Source organism: Desulfosporosinus sp. HMP52 (assembly GCF_000765145.1).
GTDB lineage: Bacteria > Bacillota > Desulfitobacteriia > Desulfitobacteriales > Desulfitobacteriaceae > Desulfosporosinus.
On record NZ_JMGA01000039.1, the window covers coordinates 31,866 to 57,310 of the forward strand.

Annotated in this window: 24 protein-coding genes, 1 riboswitch and 1 other annotated feature (1 of these 26 only partly in view); of the genes, 21 read left to right on the top strand and 3 right to left on the bottom strand. The window is 41.9% G+C overall.

Going from position 1 to position 25,445, the window contains the following annotated elements; translation table 11 throughout:
• Positions 1-114: 114 nt before the first annotated feature.
• The 4 genes from DP73_RS14735 (at position 115) to DP73_RS14750 (ending at position 5,312) form a co-directional block, all read left to right on the top strand.
• The gene (locus tag DP73_RS14735) at positions 115-1,917 is read left to right on the top strand and encodes an ABC transporter ATP-binding protein (RefSeq protein ID WP_034600485.1); all 1,803 of its coding nucleotides are present in this window, start codon (positions 115-117) and stop codon (positions 1,915-1,917) included.
• A 60-nt stretch (positions 1,918-1,977) separates the two neighbouring features.
• The gene (locus DP73_RS14740; RefSeq protein WP_034600486.1) at positions 1,978-2,751 is read left to right on the top strand and encodes an acyl-ACP thioesterase domain-containing protein; all 774 of its coding nucleotides are present in this window, start codon (positions 1,978-1,980) and stop codon (positions 2,749-2,751) included.
• Between the two features lie 22 nt (positions 2,752-2,773).
• On the top strand, positions 2,774-3,232 hold the full coding sequence (locus DP73_RS14745; protein WP_034600487.1) for a pyridoxamine 5'-phosphate oxidase family protein: 459 nt from the start codon (positions 2,774-2,776) through the stop codon (positions 3,230-3,232).
• A 160-nt stretch (positions 3,233-3,392) separates the two neighbouring features.
• Positions 3,393-5,312, top strand: coding sequence for an ATP-binding protein (locus DP73_RS14750; RefSeq protein WP_034600488.1), 1,920 nt, complete (start codon positions 3,393-3,395; stop codon positions 5,310-5,312).
• Positions 5,313-5,392: 80 nt separating this feature from the next.
• Here the strand turns inward: DP73_RS14750 and DP73_RS14755 are convergent, their stop codons facing one another.
• The 3 genes from DP73_RS14755 to DP73_RS14765 all read right to left on the bottom strand — a co-directional run bounded on the left by DP73_RS14755 (position 5,393) and on the right by DP73_RS14765 (position 8,040).
• On the bottom strand, positions 5,393-6,244 hold the full coding sequence (locus tag DP73_RS14755; protein WP_034600489.1) for a MetQ/NlpA family ABC transporter substrate-binding protein: 852 nt from the start codon (positions 6,242-6,244) through the stop codon (positions 5,393-5,395).
• A gap of 91 nt (positions 6,245-6,335) precedes the next feature.
• Entirely contained in the window at positions 6,336-7,025 is a 690-nt protein-coding gene (locus DP73_RS14760; RefSeq protein ID WP_034600490.1) for a methionine ABC transporter permease, read from the bottom strand.
• Positions 7,015-8,040 (bottom strand): methionine ABC transporter ATP-binding protein, encoded by a 1,026-nt coding sequence (locus DP73_RS14765; protein WP_034600491.1) that lies wholly within the window; start codon positions 8,038-8,040, stop codon positions 7,015-7,017. The genes DP73_RS14760 and DP73_RS14765 overlap by 11 nt, the downstream gene beginning before the upstream one ends.
• 96 nt (positions 8,041-8,136) lie before the next feature.
• A riboswitch (SAM riboswitch) is annotated at positions 8,137-8,235 on the bottom strand.
• Positions 8,236-8,414: 179 nt separating this feature from the next.
• Here DP73_RS14765 and DP73_RS14770 point away from each other — a divergent pair.
• From DP73_RS14770 to lpdA, 17 genes are all read left to right on the top strand, one after another.
• The gene (locus tag DP73_RS14770; RefSeq protein ID WP_034600492.1) at positions 8,415-8,744 is read left to right on the top strand and encodes a YerC/YecD family TrpR-related protein; all 330 of its coding nucleotides are present in this window, start codon (positions 8,415-8,417) and stop codon (positions 8,742-8,744) included.
• Complete coding sequence (gene hisZ, locus DP73_RS14775) at positions 8,744-9,892, top strand: ATP phosphoribosyltransferase regulatory subunit (RefSeq protein WP_034600493.1); 1,149 nt, start codon at positions 8,744-8,746, stop codon at positions 9,890-9,892. Before DP73_RS14770 ends, hisZ begins: the two co-directional genes overlap by 1 nt.
• A gap of 133 nt (positions 9,893-10,025) precedes the next feature.
• Complete coding sequence (locus DP73_RS14780) at positions 10,026-11,105, top strand: 6-phosphofructokinase (protein ID WP_034600494.1); 1,080 nt, start codon at positions 10,026-10,028, stop codon at positions 11,103-11,105.
• A gap of 26 nt (positions 11,106-11,131) precedes the next feature.
• Positions 11,132-11,614 (top strand): type I restriction-modification system subunit M N-terminal domain-containing protein, encoded by a 483-nt coding sequence (locus tag DP73_RS14785; RefSeq protein WP_034600495.1) that lies wholly within the window; start codon positions 11,132-11,134, stop codon positions 11,612-11,614.
• Between the two features lie 249 nt (positions 11,615-11,863).
• Positions 11,864-12,544, top strand: a complete 681-nt coding sequence (hisG, locus tag DP73_RS14790) for an ATP phosphoribosyltransferase (RefSeq protein ID WP_034600496.1) — start codon at positions 11,864-11,866, stop codon at positions 12,542-12,544.
• Between the two features lie 37 nt (positions 12,545-12,581).
• Positions 12,582-13,862 carry a histidinol dehydrogenase gene (gene hisD, locus DP73_RS14795; protein WP_034600497.1) on the top strand — a complete coding sequence of 427 codons (1,281 nt, stop codon included), beginning with the start codon at positions 12,582-12,584 and terminating at the stop codon, positions 13,860-13,862.
• A 21-nt stretch (positions 13,863-13,883) separates the two neighbouring features.
• Entirely contained in the window at positions 13,884-14,963 is a 1,080-nt protein-coding gene (gene hisC / locus DP73_RS14800; protein ID WP_034600498.1) for a histidinol-phosphate transaminase, read from the top strand.
• A gap of 44 nt (positions 14,964-15,007) precedes the next feature.
• Positions 15,008-15,592, top strand: coding sequence for an imidazoleglycerol-phosphate dehydratase HisB (hisB, locus tag DP73_RS14805; RefSeq protein WP_034600499.1), 585 nt, complete (start codon positions 15,008-15,010; stop codon positions 15,590-15,592).
• Entirely contained in the window at positions 15,593-16,222 is a 630-nt protein-coding gene (gene hisH, locus DP73_RS14810; RefSeq protein ID WP_034600500.1) for an imidazole glycerol phosphate synthase subunit HisH, read from the top strand.
• Positions 16,200-16,988 (top strand): 1-(5-phosphoribosyl)-5-[(5-phosphoribosylamino)methylideneamino]imidazole-4-carboxamide isomerase, encoded by a 789-nt coding sequence (gene hisA / locus DP73_RS14815; protein WP_052090698.1) that lies wholly within the window; start codon positions 16,200-16,202, stop codon positions 16,986-16,988. Before hisH ends, hisA begins: the two co-directional genes overlap by 23 nt.
• Before the next feature lie 13 nt (positions 16,989-17,001).
• The gene (gene hisF / locus DP73_RS14820) at positions 17,002-17,766 is read left to right on the top strand and encodes an imidazole glycerol phosphate synthase subunit HisF (RefSeq protein WP_034600501.1); all 765 of its coding nucleotides are present in this window, start codon (positions 17,002-17,004) and stop codon (positions 17,764-17,766) included.
• Positions 17,767-17,833: 67 nt separating this feature from the next.
• Positions 17,834-18,505: a bifunctional phosphoribosyl-AMP cyclohydrolase/phosphoribosyl-ATP diphosphatase HisIE gene (hisIE, locus tag DP73_RS14825; RefSeq protein ID WP_034600582.1), complete on the top strand. Its 672-nt coding sequence runs from the start codon at positions 17,834-17,836 to the stop codon at positions 18,503-18,505.
• A gap of 309 nt (positions 18,506-18,814) precedes the next feature.
• Positions 18,815-19,180 carry a glycine cleavage system protein GcvH gene (gene gcvH, locus DP73_RS14830; protein WP_034600502.1) on the top strand — a complete coding sequence of 122 codons (366 nt, stop codon included), beginning with the start codon at positions 18,815-18,817 and terminating at the stop codon, positions 19,178-19,180.
• 127 nt (positions 19,181-19,307) lie between these two features.
• Positions 19,308-21,056: a sigma-54-dependent Fis family transcriptional regulator gene (locus DP73_RS14835; protein ID WP_034600503.1), complete on the top strand. Its 1,749-nt coding sequence runs from the start codon at positions 19,308-19,310 to the stop codon at positions 21,054-21,056.
• Between the two features lie 318 nt (positions 21,057-21,374).
• Positions 21,375-21,815 carry an OsmC family protein gene (locus DP73_RS14840; RefSeq protein WP_034600504.1) on the top strand — a complete coding sequence of 147 codons (441 nt, stop codon included), beginning with the start codon at positions 21,375-21,377 and terminating at the stop codon, positions 21,813-21,815.
• A gap of 95 nt (positions 21,816-21,910) precedes the next feature.
• On the top strand, positions 21,911-23,542 hold the full coding sequence (locus DP73_RS14845; RefSeq protein ID WP_034600505.1) for a sodium:solute symporter family protein: 1,632 nt from the start codon (positions 21,911-21,913) through the stop codon (positions 23,540-23,542).
• A gap of 178 nt (positions 23,543-23,720) precedes the next feature.
• Positions 23,721-25,115 (top strand): dihydrolipoyl dehydrogenase, encoded by a 1,395-nt coding sequence (lpdA, locus tag DP73_RS14850; RefSeq protein ID WP_034600506.1) that lies wholly within the window; start codon positions 23,721-23,723, stop codon positions 25,113-25,115.
• Between the two features lie 179 nt (positions 25,116-25,294).
• Positions 25,295-25,445: a binding site (T-box leader), on the top strand (it continues 74 nt past the right edge of the window).

A 25,445-nucleotide genomic window follows, 5' to 3' on the forward strand; every position in this document is an offset into this window, starting at 1 on the left:
AGTTTAGAATTGAAGGATGTGGTATGTTTAGAGGCTGAGGTGCCTTTACAATGAGAAAACTATGCTATAATTATAGAATACTGTCGGTGGTCATTACTTAGGAGTTGTTGATATATGAGACAAGGAATCGGCAAATTAAGATTTGCTGATGAAGAAGTACAGATGCCCAAAGTTACAAGGAAAATGCTGACCAGAATATTGAGTTACTTTTTGCCTTATTGGAAAAGCATGCTGCTTGTAATTAGTATAATCTTTACTAGTTCAATACTAGGTCTTGTGCCCCCAATGTTAATCAGAAATATTATTGACATTGCTTTGCCTCAGAAGGATCTGTTTCACTTAAGTTTGTTGATTCTGGTATCCGTTGGGGTTACTGTGATTTTAGGACTTTTACAAGTAGCTCAGTCATATCTCAGTATTTGGATTTCTAAACATATAATTTTAACTATGAAAAATCAAATGTATGGTCATTTGCAGAATATGTCTTTGAATTTCTACACTGCAGCAAGGCCCGGGGAAATTATCACCAGAATAACTAGTGATATAGAGGGAATCCAGGATATTTTTAACTCAACCGTTATCAATGCTATAACCAGTATAGTTGTACTTATCTCGACTGCCGCCGCACTGATATTGATGAATTGGAAGCTGGCAATTGTCGGAATGATTATTCTGCCTACTTTTATTGTCCCAACCAGGAAAGTAGGCAAACTTCGCTGGAAGTTAGCTACTAAGAGCCAAGAAAAAATTAGCGATCTGAATCAGATTATTCAAGAGGCTTTTAGTATTAGTGGGGCACTACTTACAAAGCTTTTTACCAAGGAAAAGGATGAATTAGAAAGATTTACAAAAATCAATAGTGAGGTAATTAGTTTACAAATCAAAGAGTCCGTTGTAGGACGCTGGTTTAGAATGACAATTACAACTTTTATTGCTGTCGGACCGATGCTGATTTATTTTTATGGCGGATACCTGTTTATTAAAGGTGAGATATCCATCGGAAGTATTATTGCTTTTGTCGCCTTGCTGGGGAGGCTTTACGCACCTGTTTCGCAACTATCCAATATACACATCGATATCACAAGATCTTTAGCCTTATTCCAGAGGATTTTTGAGTATTTAGATCTTGACCAAGAAATTAAAAATAAGCTCGGAGCCTATGAACTGAAGGTGATTAGCGGTAAAGTACAATTCAAGAATGTATATTTTTCCTATAACAGTAAGGTTAAGGTTCTCGAAGATATTAGTTTTTCTGTAAGACCAGGTACAATGGTAGCCTTGGTTGGTTCAAGTGGAGTTGGGAAAACCACCATTACAAATCTTATTCCAAGGTTGTACGATGTGAATAAAGGAAGTATAGAGATTGACGGACATGATATCAGAGATGTCACATTAGAGTCACTTAGGAAGCAGATTGGGATAGTGATCCAGGAACCTTACTTATTCAATGATACTATCGAGGAAAATTTAAGGTATGGTAAGAAAGATGCCACCGAAGGAGAAATAGTCGAGGCTTGTAAAGCAGCCTATATTCATGACTTCATTATGACCTTGCCTAATCGATATAAAACAATCGTCGGAAATAGAGGGGTTAAGTTATCCGGTGGAGAAAAGCAAAGGGTATCTATTGCAAGGGTTATATTAAGAGACCCGAGAATTATCATTCTTGATGAAGCTACATCCTCATTAGATTCAATATCGGAAATGTACATTAAAAAGGCTATGATTCCTTTGCTGAAAGATAGGACAAGCTTTGTGATTGCCCACAAATTATCAACTGTTTTAGCAGCGGATCAAATCTTTGTTATTGAAAATGGGGCTATTGCTGAAAGTGGGAACCATGAAGAATTGATTCGCAAAGAGGGTCTCTATCAAAAGATTTATAATACACAATTCAAAGGGGATAGTTATAACTAACTTCTGCCCAAGTTCGACTCCTTTAGAAGTTAGAAAAGGCTAAACGAGGTGGGTAAAGAAATGATAAATCAACGATTTAATATGGAATTTGAAGTTTATTATCATGAAGTAAATCCAAAGGAGCAGGCCACACCCTTAGCAATACTGCATTATTTAGAAGATGCTGCAATTTCCCATTCGGAATCAATTGGGCAGGGAATAAAACAGTTACAGGCTAAAAAGCAGGCCTGGATTTTAAATCAATGGATTCTTCAGATGAACCGTTATCCGGTTTTAGGTGAAAAGGTTATGATTGAAACATGGTCTTCAGGATTTGAAAGGTTTTATGCGAATAGGGATTTCTTAATAAAGGATAAAAATCAAGAAATAATTGGGAAGGCAACATCCTTGTGGATTTTCTATAATACTGAAAGTAAGCGTCCTTCCAGAATACCCCAAGGATTTCAAGAAGCCTATGGAGTCGATCCAATTCGAGTAATTGAAGACGCTACAAATCAGTTTCAGATTCATGAAGTAGGTGATCAAGCTCAAGCTGTAGATAATGAACAGATATTTACTGTCCGAAGGAGTGACATCGATACCAATGGTCATGTCAATAATGCAAATTATCTTCAGTGGATGCTAGAGGTTATTCCAGAAGATGTTTATCAAAATGCATATCTTGCTGCTATGAAGATAACTTATCGGAAAGCAGCAACCTACGGTTCGAGTATTCGCTCCAAATGTCATGAAGCGGAATCAAAAGCAAATAAACCTATGTATCAGCATGTTATTCTAGAGAATGGTGACCTCCAAGAACTTGCTACAGCCCTAACAGTCTGGAAAAGTGTATAACATTTGAAAAGAGGTAAAAGAAATGCGGAGAAGTGATAAAGAAATAACTGATCAAAATTTGATGGACGAAATCATAAAGAAGGCACAAGTTTGTAGATTAGCTATATCCTATAAGGACATGCCCTATATTATTCCGATGAACTTCGGTTATCACGACAAGGTATTGTATTTTCATTCTGCAAAAGATGGACTAAAGCTTTCAATTCTACGTGAAAATCCTCAGGCTTGTTTTGAAGTTGAGATTGACACCCAAATAGTTCCCAGTGAAATGGGGTGTGAATGGACTATGCGATATCAAAGTGTCATTGGTTTCGGAGAGGTAGAGTTCATTGATGATATAACCAGTAAGCGAGAAAGTATGAAAATCATTATGGAACATTATGCAAATGATAAGTCCTTTCCCTCAGATACAATGTTGGAAGGAATCACTCTTTATAAATTAAAGGTAAATACTATGACGGGTAAACAATCAGGATATTAGAAATTAATTAGAACTTATCTTGAAAAATTGTTTAGAATATATTAAAAAGAAGGAAAATAGGGGATATTTGTCGAACAAACACATAACTACGAGTGTGAATATGTTAAAACAGTTTCCATGGACTGACCATCAATCTAAATTTAGAAGAGTGGTATGAATAATGTCAAATGACCAAATCATGGAATTGAAACAAAGAGTAGCCCTTTTGGAAGCGACTTTAGCGGATGTTCAACAGGAAAATGAGATATGGAATCGTCTTTTTCTAGAAGTTAATTGGGGAATAGTTGTTGTCGATGCCAAAAGTGGGAAGGCTCTGAAAGTAAATCAAAGTTATGCAGAAATGCATGGGTATAACCCTTTGGAGTTAATTGGCAAATCTGTGTATGGTTTGGTTTGTGCACCGGGGCATAAGAACGATCTCTTAGAAGTTGACGCCAAGATACATAATGATGATCGATACGACTACAATTCAGTGCATGTTAAAAAAGATGGAAGTCATTTTCCGGTACGAATTAATAATCACGAAGTAACAGTGAAATCTCGGCGTTTTCGGATTATCTCTACCTGGGATATTACAGATAGTGAGCTAAAACAAAGAGAATTGAGTCAGTATCGTGAAAGCTTAGAGGAATTAATTAAATTTCGTGCCGATGAATTGGAAAGGATCAATGAGCAACTTCGAAGCGAGATTAGACAGAAGGAAAATGCTGAAAACGAATTAGCCAGAGCAAATCAAGAAATGAATAATATTCTAGAGGGTATCGGTGATTGTTTTAAAGCAGTAAATCGTGATTGGGTTATAACCTATGCTAATCAGGCTATGGTTAAAGCTCGGGAAGCCAATGGCTTTGATGGCAATCTTGTCGGTGCTGATTACTGGGAAGCTCATAAAGAATCCAATCGCAGAATTAACGAAGCGTGTTTAAAAGTTATGAATGATGGTGTTCCAACTAGGTTTGAGACCTATGCTTATACAATAGGAAAATGGACAGAAGTCAGTATTTATCCAACAGCAAGCGGAATCTCAATTTTTCTTCGAAATATTGAGGAAAGACGAAAGATGGAAAAGGCTATCGAGGATGAACATCGCCGACTTTATTCACTATTTAACAGTTTTCCGGGGCTAATCTATCTTCAAGAAGAAAATCATAAAATACGCTATGCTAACCATAGCTTTCAAGCAAAGTTTGGTTCATGTATCGACAAGCCTTGCTATGAAGTGATAGTAGGATTGCCGGGTCCCTGCCATGATTGCATGTCTGCGGTAATTTTAAAAAATCTTACCCCAATGTGGAGGGAAATGGTCTCTGATAGTCGTATATATGAGGTTTATTCTCAACCTTTTATTGATGCCGATGGATCGAGGTTAGTTTTTAAAGTGCTAATTGATGTTACAGACAGAAGGAATGCCGATCGAGAATTGGCGCGTTTGGAAAGGCTTAATATGGTCGGCGAAATGGCTGCCGGCATTGCTCATGAGGTTAGAAATCCTCTTACTACAGTGCGCGGGTTTTTACAGTTGCTCCAATCTAAAGAGGAAACCTCAGCTTATCACGATTACTTTCAGCTGATGACCGATGAACTAGATCGGGCGAATTTGATTCTAACTGATTTTTTGAGTTTGGCCAGAGATAAGTCGGTGGAATTCGAGCCTATTAATATATCAAATATCGTGAGAACCCTGGCTCCTCTTTTAAACTCAGATGCATTTAATCAAGATAAAACAATAGTCCTTGAATTAGAAGAGGTTCCTGATCTTCTTGGAAATGGGAACGAACTGAGGCAGTTGATTTTGAACTTGGCCAGAAATGGATTGGAAGCTACTCCGGCAGGCACGACTCTGACTATCAGTTCGTCGATTCAAGAAAAGTGCATTGTGCTTAAAGTCAGGGATCAGGGTCGTGGAGTTGATCCGGAAATCCTTGATAGATTAGGCACTCCATTCTTAACTACTAAAGAAAGTGGCACTGGACTAGGTCTGGCAATATGCCAAAGCATAGCTGTTCGTCATAAAGCCTCTATTAATTTTGATTCCCAGGGTACTGGTACAACTGTTATTGTGAAATTTCCCATAAACTAAGAAAAGCCACCCCAGACGGGGTGGCTTTCAATATAGTGCGACGGCGCTTGCATCTGTCCCTGCATAAACAGAGACAAATATTAAAATGCAGGAACAATAGAACCTTTATATTTGTCTTCAATGAACTTTTTAACCTCTGGGGAGGTTAGAGCTTTAGCAAGCTTTTGTAAAGAAGGATCGTCTTTGCTGCTGTCTTTGACAACAAGGATATTTGCATAGGGAGAATCTTTGTCTTCCATTATGATGGAATCATTGAGAGGGTTGAGCCCGCCTTCGAGAGCATAATTTGTATTAATTACTGCAGCAATAATCTTAGGATCTTGGAGTACTCTAGGAAGCTGTGGGGCATCAAGAGGAGTGACTTTCAGCTGTTTGGGGTTGTCTTGAATATCATTGACTGTTCCCTTAATTCCGACGCCATCTTTTAGTTTGATAATACCTGCTTTGGAAAGTAGAGCAAGAGCGCGGCCGCCGTTTGAGGGGTCATTAGGAATGGCAATGGTATCTCCGTTTTTCAGCTCATCAAGTTTGGTTATTTTTTTAGAGTAGACGCCCATCGGTTCGATGTGGACGTTGGCAATTGAGACATTCTTTAAGGAATGGTCTGCATTAAAAGAGTCTAGATAGGGAGTGTGTTGGAAGAAGTTTGCGTCGATATCTCCAGAATCTAAATCTAAGTTAGGGCGGACATAATCTGTGTAACTAACGATCTGCAGTTCGACACCTTCTTTGAGCAGTGCGGGCTTGATGAATTCGAGGATTTCAGCATGAGGAATTGGAGTTGCACCAACTTTAAGTATTTTGGCAGCAGTTGTGTCAGATCCGGTTTTGGGAGCTTCAGTTTTACTGCCGCAGCCTGAGAGTATAAGTGAAAAGGTGACTAAAACAGTGGCTAAAAGGGTCAAATAGCGGTAGTTCTTAATTCTTGACATTTTTTCTCCTCCAATTTGTTTAGTTTTTGCCATTGCTTTGGATGACAGAGATCTTGTTGCTGAGTCCTGAAAACTTGGGTAAGTCTTGAACCTAATGGGTAAGCTTGCGTGCCAGAGTTGTTCCTAGGGATTGTATAATCTGAACTATCACGACGAGAATGATGACTGTGACAATCATGACATCGGTTCGAAAACGGTTGTAGCCATATTGTATGGCCAAGTCCCCTAACCCGCCTCCGCCAACAGTACCGGCCATAGCGGTGTAACCGATGACACTAATCGTCGTGATGGCGACGCCTAGAATCAGTGAAGCCTTTGCTTCAGGAAGAAGAACCTTTTGAATAATTTGTTTAGGAGAGGCTCCCATTGACAGTGCTGCCTCGATTACACCGTAGGGAACTTCTTTGAGAGAGGTTTCCACTACTCGTGCGACAAATGGGGCGGCCGAGATCACAAGTGGAACGATAGCTGCAGTTGTGCCAACAGAAGTTCCAATTATTGAGCGGGTAAAGGGGATTAAAGCTACCAATAGGATGATGAACGGAGCGGAACGGAGAATGTTGATGACGGTTCCTAAAGTTCGCTCTACCCATGGGTTGGGTAAAATATGGTCAGGAGACGAGACGACCAAAATAATCCCTAAAGGTAGTCCAATCAGGTAAGCGAGTACCGTGGAGGCGAAAACCATATAAAGGGTTTCCCCTGTTGCCGGTATAATCAGCTGAAGAAGATCCCCTACTGAACCAGAACCATGGAGAAGACTTCCTATATCAAAGCTCACGTTTAATCACCTCCACTTTTAAATCTCTAGATGTTAAATATTGTTGAGCTTCCTTGAGCTGTTCAGGACTGCCTTGAAGTTCAAGGGTTAATGTGCCAAAAAGTGTGGATCTTAAATGATCAATGCTTCCATAGAGGATGTTAGCTCGAACTTCGCAGGTTCTAAGCAAATCAGTGATAATTGGATCAGAAGCCCGTGTGCCAAGGAATTGAATGCGAACAATTTCTGAGTCTCGGTGAGTTGCCAGTTCTTTCAATAGGTCGACTGGAAGGTCGTTTGGAAAAACTGTCGAGACAAATTGACGAGCGATGTCCGACTGTGGTTTTATAAAGACAGACTCGACAGGGCCATTTTCCACGATATGAGCTTCGTGAATAACTGCTACATGGGTACAGATTTCCTTGACAACTTTCATTTCGTGAGTAATCATGACGATCGTTAAACCGAGTTTCTGATTAATATCACGAAGGAGGTTTAAGATGGAAAGGGTGGTTTGCGGGTCTAAGGCAGAAGTTGCCTCGTCGCACAAAAGAACTTGTGGCTTTGTGGCGAGAGCTCGAGCAATACCGACTCGTTGTTTTTGACCACCGCTTAACTGTCCGGGGTAAGCCGTTGCTTTATCTTCCAGACCTACCAGATGAAGAAGCTCTTTAACGCGTATAGAGATCTCTGTTTTGGGAACTCCGGCAATTTCTAAAGGGAAGGCAATGTTTTCCGATACTGTTCTAGATTGAAGAAGATAGAAGTGTTGAAAAATCATACCGATATTTTGGCGCGCTTTCCGAAGTTCTTTGCTTGAAAGAGCGGTCAATTCTTGCCCGGCAACAATGATTTGGCCACTTGAAGGTTTCTCAAGTAGGTTTAAGCAACGGACAAGGGTGCTTTTTCCGGCACCGCTCAATCCGATTATGCCATAAATCGTTCCGGGTAATATGTTTAAAGATACATCATCAAGAGCCATGACTTGTCCCTGAGGGGAGGAGTATTTCTTAACTAGTTGTTTAATCTGAATCACGTGTGCACCTCCTCAATCTTTCTAGACGCTTATTCACTGGTATTTATACATAACAAAACTCCGCGAAGAAAACCCGCGGAGTACCATTCGGTTTTCCTCTTATCTCCCAGATTTCTCTGCAGGAGTTAGCACCGTGCATCTAAGCCGGTTGCCGGGTTTCATCGGGCCAGTCCCTCCACCTACTCTGAATAAGAGTCTTCTATGAGGTTTTAATACATTAGTGTACTATGGAATGTCTATATATTAGCATAGAGAAGATGAGGTTTGCAATAGGTATATTGGAGGAAATTCTTGAAAAGAACTTGACAATATGGCAGCGCTTTAATAGATTAAAGGAGAACAGTGATTACTGTTTTACTGAGGAGGGGTATGCCGTGTCAAGTGATGAGCGTTTACAGAATCCCTTAAATGATGCTTTAGTCGAAGCAGTTCTGCTATTAAAAAACAAAGAAGAGTGTTATCGGTTCTTTGAAGATATTGCAACAGTTGCAGAGATTAAAGCCCTGGCCCAACGCCTTGAAGTTGCTAAGATGCTGCAAAAGAACGAGACCTATACTGCAATTACGGAAGTGACGGGAGCAAGTACCGCGACAATAAGCCGGGTAAAACGCTGCTTGAATTTTGGAGCAGACGGATATCAACTTATATTACGACGTTTAAAGGAACAAAGTGAAAAAATAGGTGCAAGTGAAGGAGAATCATAATGCTTAGAACAAATTTAGGTTTACGTATTCCAAAAGGGATGCGGGATTTGCTTCCTGAAGAAATCTCAGTTCAAGAGGGTTTAGAGGAAAGAAGTCTAGAGCTATTTAAGCAATGGTCGTATCAAAAGGTATTAACCCCTACCCTAGAGTATTCTGCTTGTGTTCAACCAGATGTTGAACAAGAGGATTCATTATATAAATTCTTTGACCGCGAAGGGCATATACTGACTCTTCGACCAGAGCTAACGATACCTATTGCGCGACTTGTAAGCACACGCATGCGTGGCGGCGAATTTCCATTACGCTTATGTTATGGTGCAGATGTTTATCGGAACTCTAACGTCAGACACAGGGAATTTCGACAAGTAGGAGTTGAACTTGTGGGGTCTGACCAAGAGCTTGCGGATGCAGAAGTGATTGCTCTGGCAGTTGAGGCGATGGCTGGCTTAGGTCTGAAAAATTACCAGTTTAACCTGGGACATATGGGTATCTTTGCTGGACTTATGCTGGAAACGGGAATTGAGAAAGAGCTGCAGGCTAAGCTGGAAGAGGTGTTAGCTCGTAAAGATATGGTTGGTGTGGAAAGCTGTGTCAGACAAAGTGGTTTACCAGAACGTGTTCAGGAGCTATTACTTCGCCTGCCCCATTTTCGTGGAGGGGAGGAGATTCTCGATGAAGTCCTGGGTTGGAGTGAGCAACCAGCAATTCAGCACGCTGTAGAAAGCTTAAGAAAGATCTACCAATACTTAGAGGATTTTGGAGTTCAAGCAAATGTATCCTTAGATTTAGGTATATTACGAGGCTTCTCATATTACACCGGAGCCGTTTTTGAAGGGTATGTACCAGGAATAGGTTTTCCCGTGGTAGAAGGGGGACGTTACGATGCTTTATACGCTGACTTTGGCGTTCCACAACCGGCAACCGGTTTTGCTATACACCTTGGTAATTTGTTAGAACAATTTCCAACTCCAGTGGTAGAGGGAGCAGATATATTAGTTTATGGATCTGATGCTAAGGAAATTATTCGTCGGTGCCGGGAACTAAGAGCTCAGGGCAAACGAGTAGAAATGGCTCTGGGAGTCTTGGGGGAGGAAAAGGCAAAGTCGATGGCTCTCCAAAAGAGTATTAAGGAGATTTTATGCGTTTAATATGTGTGTGAACGAGCAATTTACCCCATGCTTTCTTAGACGAGAGAAGAATAGTCCCTGTCTAGAGAATACTATTAGGCAGGAATGATATAATAGTTTGTAATAGGAATACACTAGAAAATGGGGTGTAACAGTGCGAAAACTTGCAGTCCTTACAGGTGGAGGAGACTGCCCCGGTCTTAATGCGGTGATTCGGGCAATTGCTAAAAGCGCTCAGGGATATGGAGTAGAAGTATTAGGAATTAGGGATGGTTTTCGAGGTGCTGTAGAGGGGGATTTTATGCCTCTTGGGTTGAAGGATGTTTCAGGGATTTTACCTCGAGGAGGTACGATTCTGGGTACTACGAATAGAGACAACCCTTTTGCTTATCAAACCAAACTAAATGGAGTCAATCAAGCTGTAGATCGTTCAGATGATGTGATTCGTAATATTCAGAAACAAGAGATTGATGCCTTATTAGCCATCGGCGGAGATGGGAGTTTGAATATCGCTTTGAAATTTGTGCATAAGGGCCTTAGAGTGATCGGAATTCCTAAGACCATTGACAACGATTTAATGGCTACAGATCAAACCTTTGGCTTTCAAACAGCAGTGGATACAGCCCAAGAAGCTTTAGATCGGTTACATACCACTGCGGAATCTCATCATAGGGTCATGGTACTCGAAGTCATGGGACGTTACGCAGGTTGGATCGCCTTGTATGCCGGGGTCGCGGGAGGGGCAGATGTCATCCTCATTCCGGAAATTCCCTATAACCTTAACCGAGTTGCCTTAAGTATTCAACAAAGGGCTAAGCAAGGTAAAAAATTTAGTATTATCGTCGTAGCGGAAGGTGCTAAGCCATTGGGGGGCGAAATGGTAGTCGAACGCCTGATGGAGGGACGAGTTGACCCCATAAAATTGGGAGGGATTGGTGCCAAAATAGGCCATGATCTTGAAGAGCATTATGGAATGGAAACTCGGGTGACAGTTCTTGGACATCTCCAACGAGGAGGATCCCCTAATGCCTATGACAGAGTTCTTTCAACTCGCTATGGTGCGGCAGCCGTTGACGCCGCCCTGGAAGGGAAATTTGGAATTATGGTAGCGCTTCAAGGAAGAGAGATTGTGCAGGTTCCCCTTCAGGAGGCTGTCAACCAAATTAAACTTGTCCCACTTAATGATCCATTATTGCTGGCGGCACGCACTCTTGGAATGGAAATGGGAGATTAATCTTTTCGAAGAGGGGAGAATAAAGCATGAGTGATAAACTATCTTTAGATCAGCTTGAAGGGTTCATTGATGAAACCTGCGACTTTTTAAGAGGGGATAAGGATGCTGAGGAATTCGAAGAATATGTACTGGCAATTCTTTTTTTGAAGCGCTTAAATGATCGATTTAAATTGGACCGAGAAATAAGGCGTGAAAAACTTGTGCTAAAAGGATTATCAGAGAGTCAAATAAGTGAAGATTTAGAGCAACGAGAATCCTATCGTTTGTTTGTACCGACTATGGCGCGTTGGGATGTAGTAAAACAAGAAAAGCAGGACTTAGGTTCGTATTTAATGAAAGCTTTTGCAGAGATAGATGATAAGAATCGAGGCTGCCTGGGTCTCTTGAACACTATTAATTTTATGAAGACCACAGAAACAGGCGAAAGATATATTACTAATGAGATTCTAGCTGAACTAATGAGGCGTTTTGAGGAAATTAACTTGGCGGATGATCACTTGGCTTTCTGAATTATTCAGTAAAAATGTAAATTGTCCAGAGGACAGAGGGTGCTGTTTCGACGAACAGAGCCTCTGTCCTCTTATTTTCTTAATTGATTATAAAGAAATCTGAGGATTTAAACTTTTATTATTTATACTAAAGGGGTTGCCAGAGCAAAAAGAGATTGATATAATTAATATATTAACACTTTAACTAACTAAAGCGTTAAAATAATGCATTAATTCCTATGCTACTGGATTTTGAGAGGGGATACCTTGGTGGATAAAGATTTTTTAACGATCGCTTTACCAAAAGGAAAATTGTTAATTGATTCAACTCAATTGTTGAGTAAAGTTGGGATGGAGTGTAGTCACGTTAACGAGGATTCGAGAAAGCTCTTCTTTGATTTGCCAGACAATAAAGTTAAAATAATAATCTGCCGGCCAACAGATATTCCTACTTATGTTGAATATGGGGCTGCAGACCTAGGATTCGTGGGCAAGGATACTTTACTTGAGGAAAACAAGGACGTAGCGGAATTATTAGACCTAAAATTTGGTTACTGTCGTTTTGTAGTTGCAATGCTGGAGACAAGTGTCCCTCCAAAACTCCCCAGCGGAGAGTATGATTTAAGTCTTTTGAATCATCAAAGGGTAGCTACAAAGTTTCCCCGGGTAACAGAGTCATTTTTTAGTAGTATTGGTATGCAGGTAACTCCAATTAAACTGCATGGCAATATGGAACTAGCGCCCTGTGTTGATTTATCAGAAATGATTGTTGATATCGTTTCCACTGGAAAAACTCTGAGGGAAAACCACTTGGTTGAAGTGGCTCCGATTCTTGAAGCAACGACTCGCTTAATTGCTAATCGTGTGGCCTATCGAATGAAATACGAGCGAATTAGAGATTTAGTAGAAGCTTTAAGAGGATATCTTCAAGCTGAAGTTTCGGCAAAATAGGGCCATGGTTCATTGATTAAGGGAGGTATTATATTTAATGAAGATTGAGAATCTAAATGAACTTGATTTAAACCGACTTACCCGAAAATCCTATGGAGATGATGAAACACTTGAGCAACGTGTTGCAGAAATAATCAAGTTGGTTCAGAAGGATGGAGAAGAGGCAATCTATAAACTGACCGAGGAATTTGATCGCGTTAACTTGCGTCAACGTGGTTTGCGGGTCACACCTGAGGAGATCCAAGAGGCCTATAAAGGGGTGAGTGAGGATTTTTTACGGGCCCTTCGTACTGCCAAGACAAATATTCTAAGCTATCATGAAAAGCAAAAAAGAACCTCCTGGCTGGAGCCGAATTCAGATGGAAGCGTGCTTGGTCAACTTTTACTCCCGCTCAAGCGAGTGGGTATTTATGTTCCCGGAGGTACAGCTTCCTACCCATCGTCAGTTTTGATGAATGCTCTGCCCGCTGTTGTAGCCGGAGTTGAAGAAATCGTAATGGTAAGTCCACCTAGGACGGACGGAACTCTTTTGCCGGAGGTTTTAGTCGCTGCGGCGGAAGCAGGGGTGACTGAAGTATACAAAGTCGGTGGTGCTCAAGGGATTGCTGCTTTAGCCTACGGTACAGAAAATATCTTTCCGGTGGATAAGATAACAGGACCGGGAAATATTTACGTGACTTTAGCCAAAAAGCAAGTCTTCGGAACAGTAGATATCGACATGCTGGCGGGGCCAAGTGAAATCTTAATTCTAGTGGATGAGACCGGTCGCCCGGAAGAATTAGCGGCAGATTTACTCTCTCAGGCAGAGCACGATAGACTCGCCTCAGCAATCTTAGTTTCATCCAGTGAAGAGATACTGAAAAAAACTATCGCTGCTGTGGAGAGGCAGCTTGAAGAATTACCTCGTGCTGAGATTGCCCGAGCGTCCTGGGAGACATACGGAGCAGCGGTTCTGGTCTCTAATCTCCAAGAGGGGATGGATTTGGCCAATAAAATTGCTCCCGAGCATTTTGAACTTGTAGTAGAGGAGCCATTTTCTTGGTTAGGCCAAGTTCGTAATGTCGGTGCCGTCTTTCTGGGGAGGTATTCTCCGGAACCCGTTGGAGATTACTTTGCAGGCCCAAACCATGTCCTGCCGACGGGAGGTTCCGCACGCTTTTATTCTCCATTAAATGTGGATATGTTTATGAAGAAAGTAAGTGTCATTGGATATTCTGAAGCTGCCTTGAAGAGAGATGCTCAACAGATCGCCTTACTCGCTCGCAGCGAAGGGCTGGAAGCCCACGCTCGTGCCGTAGAAGCTAGGTTTAAAGACTAAGAACCGAAGGAGATGTTTTCAATGGAATCCCGGTTAAACAACCTTGATATATATGTTCGACCAGCAGTTCGAGAGCTCGTTCCCTATGAAACAAAATATCTACCGGATTGTATAAAGCTAGATGCGAATGAAAACCCATTCCCTTGGCCGGCTAAAATGAGGGAAGCACTGCTTTCTGAGAAATTTGACTTTAACCGTTATCCCGATGGAATGGGTCAGGAGCTTAAGACACGTATTGCTCAGTATACGTCAACTCCTCCGGAAAGTGTAATGATTGGCAATGGTTCGGATGAGTTAATTCAAATGATACTACTTACATTTGGTGGTGCAGGCAAATCTTTGATTATCCATCCTCCGACCTTTGGCATGTATCAAATATATGCTCGCTTAACAGAGACCGCAGTTGTGCCTGTGCCTTTGTTAAACGGCCTTGACTTAGACACTGAGCAAATGTTAAAAGCAGCAGAGGCTCCGGGTGCTCAGGTTATCATTGTTTGTAATCCAAATAACCCAACAGGCTCCCTCTTTCCCAGGGAAGAGATTCTCAAACTGGTCAAAGAAAGCGGTAAAATTGTCGTGGTCGATGAGGCTTACGCGGAGTTTTCAGAGCAAACTTTGATTTCTGAGATTGAGAACTATCCTAACTTAGTGATCATGCGGACATTTTCCAAGGCATTTGGAATGGCAGGTCTGCGTCTGGGATATTTACTTGGGCAACCCAAAACCATTGCTTTAATTGAGAAAGTGAGACCGCCGTTTAATGTTAATTTGTTCAGTCAGAGAGCGGGTATTTTAGCTCTGGATTATTTAAGGGAATATAAACTTCAAATTCAACAGATTAAAGAAGAAACTAAAAAATTGTATGAAGCCTTGGTTCAGCTTACTGGCCTAACTGTGTATCCAACTCAGGCTAATTTTATTCTTTTTAAACCTGCGGATCCGGATAGATGGGCAACAGATTTGCTGAAAAGGGGGTTTCTAATTCGAAACATGGGTTCCCTCCCTATTCTGGGTAAATGTCTGCGCATCAGTGCAGGGTTGCCGGAGGAGAATGAGAGGTTTATTCAAGCAGTTCGGGAGATTAACGAGGAATTGAAGTAGATTATTGTGTGCGAAGACCGTCGTAAGCCAGAAAGGAGAGAAAAATGCGAGAAGCTTGTGTTGAACGTAAAACTAAGGAAACAGAAATCCTTGTACGGTTGAATTTAGATGGGACTGGAGAGTCCTATATTAAGACAGGGATTGGGTTTTTCGATCATATGCTGACGGCGTTTGCCAAATTTGCCTATTTAGACTTGAGCATAGAAGCCAAGGGGGATTTAGAGGTAGATGCTCACCATACCATCGAAGATTGCGGGATCGTAACGGGGCAAGCACTCAGAGAGGCCTGCGGCGATAAAGTGGGAATTGAACGCCTTGGCGAAGCTCTGCTACCTATGGATGAAGCCCTCATTCAAGTGGCCTTAGATCTTTCCAATCGACCTTTCTTAGTTTGGGATGTGGATTGTTCCGATGGCATGGTAGGAGAGTTTCCCGTCGAGATGGCAGAAGAGTTTTTCAGAGCACTAGCGGTACATAGCGGCCTTACACTCCATGTCATTAAACGATCAGGGAAAAACAGGCATCATATTCTTGAGGCAGCTTTTAAAGGTGTGGGGAGAGCACTGGGACTAGCTCTGCGTCAGAACAATAGGTATAGCGGAATCCTTTCAACTAAAGGAGTTTTATAGATGATTGGAATAGTGGATTATGGTCGAGGCAACTTAAGGAGCGTTGAAAAGGCTTTGGAGAAAGTTGGCTTCGAAGCAGTTATTATGGCTTCGCCAAACGAGCTAAGCAAAGTAAAAGGACTTATCCTGCCGGGAGTAGGGGCCTTTGCCGATGCCATGGAGGCATTAAAAATCGGAGGGTGGATTGAGCCATTAATCCAGTTCGCTCACTCTGGGCGCCCGTTCTTAGGGATCTGTTTAGGGATGCAGATTCTGTTTGAGGTTGGGGAGGAGCATGGAGAGTACGCAGGACTTGGACTTTTAGCTGGCCGAGTGGTCAGATTTCCAGCGGGAAGGAAGGTTCCTCACATGGGCTGGAATAGTTTAGAGCTGGAACAATCCCCCCGTTTACTAGAAGGGATTCCTAATGAATCCTACTTTTATTTTGTACATTCCTACTATGCAGAGCCTGCCGATAAGGGGGATATTATTGCCACAAGTGATTATGGGGTTGTTTTTCCGGCAGTTGTGGGTAAGGCCAATGTCTGGGGAGCGCAATTCCACCCGGAAAAATCAAGTCCTTGGGGACTTCAGCTCCTTACGAATTTTGGAAAGTGGGTGAATGAAAATGATACTCTTTCCGGCTATTGATTTGAAAGAAGGAAAAGCGGTGCGCCTCTTACAAGGGAGGATGGAAGATTCAACGGTTTATGCAGATAACCCTGTGGATGTCGCTAAGGAATTTGAACGTCAAGGTGCCGAGTATTTACATATGGTGGATTTGAATGGTGCCTTTTCCGGAAAGCCAATGAATGACGAAACCATACGGAACATTGTCCGAAGTGTTTCTATGAAAATTCAGGTAGGCGGAGGAATCCGAACCATGGAGCGGATCACAGAACTGCTAGAGTTGGGGGTTGAGCGGGTTATACTAGGAACCATTGCTGTCAAAAATCCGGAGTTGGTAGCGGAAGCAGCAAACCGCTATGGCAAGAAAGTCATTGTAGGGATCGATGCTAAAGATGGTTTGGTCGCGGTTCAAGGCTGGGCAGAAACAACCACAATGCGTGCAGTAGAATTAGGAAAGGCTATGAAAGCGGTGGGAATTCAGAGTGTTGTTTTTACAGATATCTCACGAGATGGAATGCTCCAAGGTCCAAATATTGAGAGTACAGTACAAATGGCCATGGAGACTGGATTGTCAGTGATTGCCTCCGGTGGAATTTCTACGCTAGCCGATTTGAGCAACTTACAGGCCCAGGTGCTCAAGGGAGTTTCCATCGAGGGGGCCATTACTGGAAAAGCTCTCTACAGTGGGGCTTTTACCTTAAAAGAAGCTTTAGCGGTTGCCGCCGGAAAAGCTAATGATGAAAAGATTAAAGATATAGCACAAACAATGGCTGCTAAAGATAGCTAAGGAGGGGAATGGCATGTTAAGTAAGCGTATCATTCCCTGTTTAGATGTCCATGATGGGCGTGTAGTCAAGGGAACAAATTTTGTACAATTGCGTGACGCAGGAGATCCAGTAGAACTCGCAGCTTTGTATGATCGAGAAGGTGCGGATGAATTGATATTTTTAGATATAACCGCATCTTCGGATAATCGAGAAACTATGGTAGACGTAGTACGTCGTACCGCCGAGGAAGTTTTTATACCCTTTACTATCGGAGGAGGCTTGCGGACTATAGAGGATATTCGCCGCATGCTTAGGGCAGGTGCAGATAAAATAGCTTTAAACACATCTGCAGTAAAAACCCCCAGGCTCATTCAGGAAGGTGCTCATGCTTTCGGAAGTCAGTGTATTGTTGTAGCTATTGATGCACGAAAAACAGCACAGGGCCAATGGGAGGTGTACATACACGGAGGTAGAACAGCGACAGGTAAGGATGTTTTAGAGTGGGCTGCTGAGGTAGAAGCCCTAGGAGCTGGTGAAATCCTTTTAACCTCCATGGATCGTGATGGGACTAAGATTGGTTACGAACTAGAATTAACCCGTGCTGTTAGCAGAGCTGTATCCCTGCCCGTCATTGCCAGCGGCGGGGTTGGAACCTTAGAACATTTAGCGGAAGGTTTAACTTTAGGGGAAGCTGATGCAGTCTTAGCTGCTTCTATCTTCCATTATAAGGAGTACAGTATTCAGGAGGCTAAGCGGTTTTTGGCGGAACGGGGAATCCTTGTTCGTGGACTTGTATGAGGGACTTGAGACTTTAACAGCTTAATGAACGTAAATGATGATGGTACAGAGAAAGGTTGAGATACATATGGATGCAAAGGACATACAAGGGTTGGATTTATCGACGATCCGCTGGGATGCTCAAGGACTTGTGCCTGCCATTGTCCAGGATTTGGAGACTAAAGAAGTCTTAATGCTGGCGTATATGAATGAAGAATCCTTACGGAGAACCCTACTTGAGAGGAAGGCTTGCTATTATAGTAGAAGTCGCCAATCCCTGTGGCTGAAAGGGGAAACCTCAGGGCATTTTCAGGAGATCGTCGACATTAAATTTGACTGTGACCAGGACACATTACTCCTGACTGTGAAGCAGATAGGTATGGCTTGCCATGAAAATTACTTCTCGTGTTTCCACTATGATTTAACCAGCGAAGGGTTCAAGGGAAAAGGTGAACCTGAAGTACGGTCGGAGCCAACACTGGGCAGAGCCCTAGAACTTTTGACTGAGGTGATCCGCTCTAGAAACATGGAAAGACCTGAAGGGGCTTATACCACTTATCTCTTTGAAAAGGGGATTGACAAGATCCTCAAAAAGGTTGGAGAAGAAAGCGCGGAAGTGATTATTGCGGCTAAAAATGCTGATCCTGAAGAGATAAGGTGTGAAGTTTCGGATTTGCTCTACCATGTGTTAGTAATGCTAGAGGAGCGTGGGGTTGAGGTTTCGCAAGTTAGCAGGGAGTTGCTTAAAAGGCGAAAGTAAAGAATAGATATTTAGAATTCATCGTTCCTTAAGGCTTTAGCAACGTATCGTCCTGCGTTTTTCACGCATGGACGATATTCTTTGTTTGTAAGCTCTTACAATTCGTTCTGGCATCACATTAGCATAACCCTAAGAAGATAAGTTTTATTCCTGGCAGGAGCTTCAGCAGTAAGGGATGTTTGTTCTGTAATAAAACAAAATTATTTATTAATATAAACCCTCTTAACTTTTATAGTAGCTTTTGGAATGATAATTGCATTAGTAATTGCTGACAAAAATTAATCGAACAAGAAGGGAAGAGCAAATACTATGAAAATGTATAGTAGAGAACATCAATGGGTGGAGTTGAAAGGTGAGAAGGCTCATATGGGGATAACAGAATTTGCTGCTAGGCAATTAGGAGATATCGTCTTTGTAGAACTTCCAGCAGTTAGTGATAAATTTACTGCTGGAGAAGTAATAGCAAGAGTTGAATCCGTAAAGTCTTCATCTGAAATTTATATTCCTGTATGTGGGAAAGTTTTGACAATTAAGGAGGAACTATATGATGCTCCTGAAATGTTAAACGCTGATCCTGAAGGAGAAGCCTGGATTGCAGAACTCAGACTTGAAAACCCCGAGGAACTTAACGAATTAATGACCAAAGAAGAATATTTATCTAGCCTTCCCATCTAGCCGATTCAAGGAGCCCTGTGAATCATCATAAGATCACAGGGCCTTTCCTTGTCAACGTCTTTTGCCATTAGATAGGTCGGGTATTATAATAAAGAAAATTATCGAGTTTGCATTTGGGGGAGACGTCATGAAAGTTAAGCAAATTATGTTGGAGAACCCTCGGACTTTGCATTATAGTCAAACGATACGGGATGCCTGTCATCTTTACAGGCAAACTAAAGTTAACTGTGCTCCGATTGTGGATGACAAAAATACCGTTGTAGGGATTCTAACGGTCTTTCGTATGCTTGAGGCAATAGAAGAGGGGGCAACCTTTGCTACGACCGTCGACCAGATCATGGAGAGACATTTACAAATAATTGATGAAAACACTGCCTTCCATGATATTAGGGAACATACTATGGATCGGCTGCTAATTTATAATAACGAGCAAAAGCTTACAGGTGTATTAACCCGCATTGATCTAATTAATAAGGTACACGGGGCTCTGATGAGTTCTGAGCACAAATTGGCTGAAGCCAATAGGATTAACAAGGAACTAAGAAGCGTTATTGAGGCATCCTATGATGGGATCATAGTGGTTGATAGTCAAGGCCTAGTTCAAATGGTTAATAAGAGTTTCTTTAGAGTACAAGGTTCTGACCACAACCCCGTGGGGGCACCAATAGAGCGACTTGCCATCCTATGTCGAGAACTGCTTATTCGAGGATATCAACGTGTGATGGTAAATGGCAAAGTGACTTTTGATAGATATCAAGGAAAAAATTTAACCGAATTAGCAATTACAGCAAGCCCTATCTTTGATGAACTAGACTATCTTGTTCGAGTAGTTATCAGCATTCGTGATTTAACTGAGCTAAATCAGTTGAAACTTCAGTCTGAGCGATACTCTCATGAGTTGAAATCACTGAGGGCAAAAGAACAGAAAGATCTTATTTATCACAGCTCTGCCATGGAGCGTGTTGTAAACGAAGCATTGCGAGTATCGGGAGTTGATTCTACCGTGCTCATTACTGGTGAATCAGGGGTGGGGAAAGAAGTCATCGCTAAAACTATTCATCAAAACAGTCCTCGGGCAGAGGGACCGTTTATACAAATAAATAGTGGGGCGATACCGGAGAATCTCCTTGAATCTGAATTGTTCGGCTATGAGAGAGGATCCTTTACAGGAGCCAATAAGGAAGGCAAACCCGGAATGATGGAACTGGCTAACGGAGGCACTTTATTGCTGGATGAGGTAGGGGACATGCCCTTGAACCTTCAGGTTAAATTATTACGAGCAATCCAAGAGCAAGAGATATTCCGCATTGGTGGCCGTATGCCAACAAAGCTTAATATTCGAATTCTATCAGCTACCAATAAAAATTTAGAGAAATTAGTTAAAGAAAAGAAGTTTCGAGAAGATCTATTCTACCGACTTAATGTTGTGCCCATTAAAATACCACCGTTACGAGAACGGAAAAGTGATATTTTGCCACTGGCTAAGCATTTTTTGGATAAGGTTAACGAGCGGTATAAGATGCAAAAGTATTTTTCCTATGAGGTCTGTAAACTCTTCGAAGAGTATAACTGGCCTGGAAACATTAGAGAATTAGCTAATTTAGTGGAACGTTTGGTAATCATGTCCGAACAGGATACCATCTTCCCAGACCAGTTACCCGAGAAGTTCCTTATCAATTTCTCCTCTAGTCCTCTTCGGGTAGTTATTGATCAGATTGTTCCATTAAAAGAGGCAAGAGATATTGTGGAGACTGAATTAATTATCAAGGTCTTAAAGGAGTATAAAAGCTTGCGTCGTGCGGGAGAGGTCTTAGGAGTAGCCCATTCTACCTTATTGAGGAAAGCTAGAGCATTGGGCATTTCTTACACTGATTAAGAAGTGGTGCAAAAATGGAAGAACCGGTGCAAGAAAGGAACAGGCTATAAAAGGCTGGTTTAAGCTGTTTTTTTTCGAGACATATAGACGAGATTTTCTACGTGGTGCTTTAAGACACCACGTTTTTTTCTTAGCTCTTTGATTTTCGAGTTTTTTCACCCTTTGTAACCTGGCATGATCCTTGCAATAGTAATCACAAGGACAAAGCATTTATTTTTTATCAAGGTGGTGAAAGCTACAAAACGATTGAATTATTTATTCAAGAGTTATCTTTAGGGTTGAGCAGCGAAGTGATTTTCATAAAAAGGAGAGATTAATATGCCGCATGTAAACATTACCTGGGAAGGAAATATGAAATTTGTAGGGACGGATGAAAGTGGATTTAAGATACCTATGGATGCTTCGTCAATTTATGGTGGCAAAAATGAAGGCGTAAGGCCGATGGAATTATTGCTCATGTCTCTTGGCGGATGCACAGGTATCGAGTTAGGTCATATTCTTAACAAAATGAGAGTCGTGTACGATCGTTTAGACATTGAAGTTAGTGGAAATAGAGTAGAAGAGCATCCCAAAGTATTCAGCGATATTCAGATCGTATATCGGATAAGTGGAGAGAATATCCCGGTAGAAAAGGTGAATAAAGCTCTTCAAATGGCTGAACAGGTCTATTGTTCAGCGTCGAATATGATCAAAAAAGTTGCAGAAATTACTTATACTATAGAAATTAATGGTACGGTTCATAAGTATGAAGAGCGTTAGTTAAGGCAAATGTTTAAATGCTCAATAGAGTAGGCCCTATTCATTATGGAATAGGAACTATTGATCTTTATTCGTAAAGTGAAGGAGGAGTACTAATGAATTCATTTGGAGCATGGATTGTGGGATTGTGGCTGAGCTATACAGTTATGCTTATAATACTGAGCAGATATGCGAAAAAGAAAGCCGAATCGGGTTCGGGTGGTGACAGCTTTTGGGTCGGTGGCCGCAGCTTTAAACCTTGGATGGTCTTCGTGTGTATTACGGGCCTATTTTCGGGATCTTCATTTATTTCTGTTTTAGAATTATCTTACAAAGTAGGTGTCTCGGCGGCTTGGTACGGCGTAGCAGAAATGGTTCACGTCTTAATCATTGCGCTATTATTAATTGCCAACCTGCGTAGGCTGAAAATGGTCACCGTTTCCGGCTTAATCGGGGACAAATTTGGGCGTCTAGCCTTGGGTGTGAGCGGTGTGATTACTGCCTTTACCTTTCCTATGTGGTCCGTAGCAACTGCCCTTGCTTTTGCCTCAGCCCTTCACGTCTATACTTCCTTATCACTGCCCATTGCTATTGCCATTACAAGTATCACGCTGCTGATTTTTCTTCAATCAGGTGGAATGTGGTCAATTGTTGTTACCCAGACAGCAAATAGCTTAGCTTTTGCAGCAATGTTTATTGTTGGGGGTATTGCCTTCTTCATAGAACCCGGGCTTGACGGCCTAGCTCTCTTAGCCACAGCGAAACCGGCTATGTTTTCTGCGACAAATGCAGGATTGCAAGTGATCATTGCTTGGTTCGCTACATTTTTAATCAATGTGTTTGTAGCCCAGGCAGCATTCCAAATGGCCTTATCCTGTCGTACTCCTGAGGAGGGTAGAAAAGGCTTACTGATGGCATTTGGGGCAAATGTTTTTTTCATTATTTTTGGTGTTTTGTTTGGCTTGTCAGCTGCTATAGTAGTACCCGGCGGAGCTCGTGGGATGATAGCCATACCTCAATATCTGGCTCAAGTGTTGCCCGCTCCATTAGTAGGTGTCTTTTTCCTTGGAATCTGGGCAGCAGCGCTGGGTTGGGGCGCCCCATGCCAGTTCTCCGGTGCAACAAGTCTGGGGCGTGACGTGATGGGTGCAATTAACCCCTCCTTAAGTGATGAACGCAAAGTGACTTATACAAAATATGCCCTAGTTGCCCTAACCATAGAGATGATTTTATTAGGCCTAATGAGAAGCGAAAACGCTTCCTGGTGGAATGTTTTGGCATGGACCTTACGGAATGGATCGACCTTCGCTCCAGTGCTTGTGGCCTTGGCTTGGCCTTTGGCAACACGTCGTGGAGCGATAGCTGCCCTGCTCGGTGGATTCATTTCCGGGTTAGGCTGGTATGCCCTGGGTGGTTGGGATCCCGTCAAGTTTTTCTTTAATATACATCCAGTGTTTATCGGTATGACATTTAATATCTTACTAATGGTGCTGGTTTCCATGGTGGAGAATGCCGGACAGTGGAAATTTAAATTCGATCAGTCATCTGGCAGAAAGACTTTAGGGGTTGTATCCACGTTATCTATGGTGATATTTATTATCACAGCTCTAACCCAATTTAACTGGCTCTTCCAAAAGGGCTTAATTGGATTAAATCTTTTCTTAATTGTAACGGCGATTTTTGTAAATGTGATTGTTTTTGTTGTTCCCATAAAATCAGAGGCAGCCGCTCCTGAACAAATGGCTTAATTTACCATCTTCATATTATAGACACCTTCGCACTTAGAGATTTTTAATATAGCAGTAAATGACCAATTATTTTAGTTTATATAGAGGTAAGCTGGCAATGGTTTAATGCATTGTCAGCTTATATATGTATTCTTTAATAAGAATTAGTTTGATGGGATAAAGGAGGTTAGGTTGTAAAATGGAGAGCGAAGTATTTGATGTTATTGTCATTGGCGGTGGCCCCGGCGGCTATACAGCCGCTGTTAAAGCTAGTGCACTGGGTGGTAAGGTAGCACTTGTGGAAAGAAGCGCTTTGGGAGGTACCTGCTTGAATCTGGGGTGTATACCCACCAAAACATTGCTTAAGTCCACTGAAGTACTTGAAACCGTTAAAAAAGCTAAGGATTTTGGTGTGGATATAAGCCAAGTAGAGGTGTCTCTAGAAAAGATGCTGGACAGGAAACAGGCGATCATTAAACGTCTTAATACCAGTGTTGAATTTCTTATGAAGAGTAACAAAATCCGTGTAATTAGGGGAGAGGGAAAGGTTACTAGAGTCAATGAAGTAACCATAACTACTCCATCTGAACAAACCGTTCTGAAGACGCGAAACATCATTATTGCCACAGGATCTCGCCCCACTGCCATGCCAGGTCTAGAGCCTGACGGACATTGGATTATGAACAGTGATCATGCCTTAAGGTTATCCAACATTCCTACTGACCTCCTTATTATTGGAGGGGGAGCAATCGGTGTGGAATTCGCAAGTATCTACCAGAAACTTGGAGCGAAGGTCACCCTGGTTGAAGCAATGGACAGAATATTACCCTTTGCTGATGGGGAGGTTAGTAATGCTTTAAAACAGTTAATGACACGGGAAAAAATCGCTGTTTTAACTGAAACTAAGGTGCTCGGGGTTCATAAATTAGAAGAGAGCTTATTAGTTAACCTAGAAACCCCAAAAGGACTAAAAGAGATTCAGGTGGATAACGTGTTAGTAGCAGTTGGCCGTCGTCCCGATTATGATAATTTGGGCCTTTTAGAAATAGGTGTCAAAGTAGAAAAAGGGAAGATCGCAGTTAATTCTAAAATGGAAACAAGTATTCCCAACATTTATGCCATAGGGGACGTAACAGGGGGGATTTTACTAGCCCATGTCGCTTCCACCGAAGGCACGGTGGCGGCAGCAAATGCCATGGGAGGCCAAAAAAGCATTAACTACAGCGTTGTACCTAGCTGTATTTATACCTCCCCTGAACTGGCAAGCGTAGGTCTCACGGAAGAGCAGGCCATCCTTAAGGAAATAGAGGTCGTTATTGGAAGGTCTCAGTTCATCAGTAGTGGCAAAGCTCTGGCAATGGGAGAAAATAAAGGACTAGTTAAATTCGTTGCCGAGGCAAGCAGTGGAAAAATACTTGGTGTGCATATCCTTGGTCCTCAAGCCACAAGCATAATTTCTGAGGCGGCATTGGCTCTTAAATTAGGAGCTACGGTTGAAGATGTTGCAGAAACAATCCATGCCCATCCCTCTCTCCCAGAAACCTTGATGGAGGCAGCTGAGGAAGCGGTAAGATTAATCAATAGTGGAAAATAACGAGGCTTGCGCTACTTTGTACCTAAATATGTTTCTGAGGGAATAAAAACAAGACAGTTTAATCCTTGCAGTGTCTTGTTTTCCTATAGACATTATGGATGCTCTTGACAATATTAATATGGTTGGAATATGATAAACTAATATTAGGTTTAAGCACATGAATATTGGTAAAAATATTAATAACAACGATGAAAAGGACAGTAACAAAAAATCTGGGTTTTAGAGACATAATCCTAGGCTGAAAGATTGTGACGAAGGTTTTTTGTGAAGATCACCTTGGAGTTGGGCGGCTGAAGGAATCTAAGCTGCTCCGTTGGCATGCGTTACATG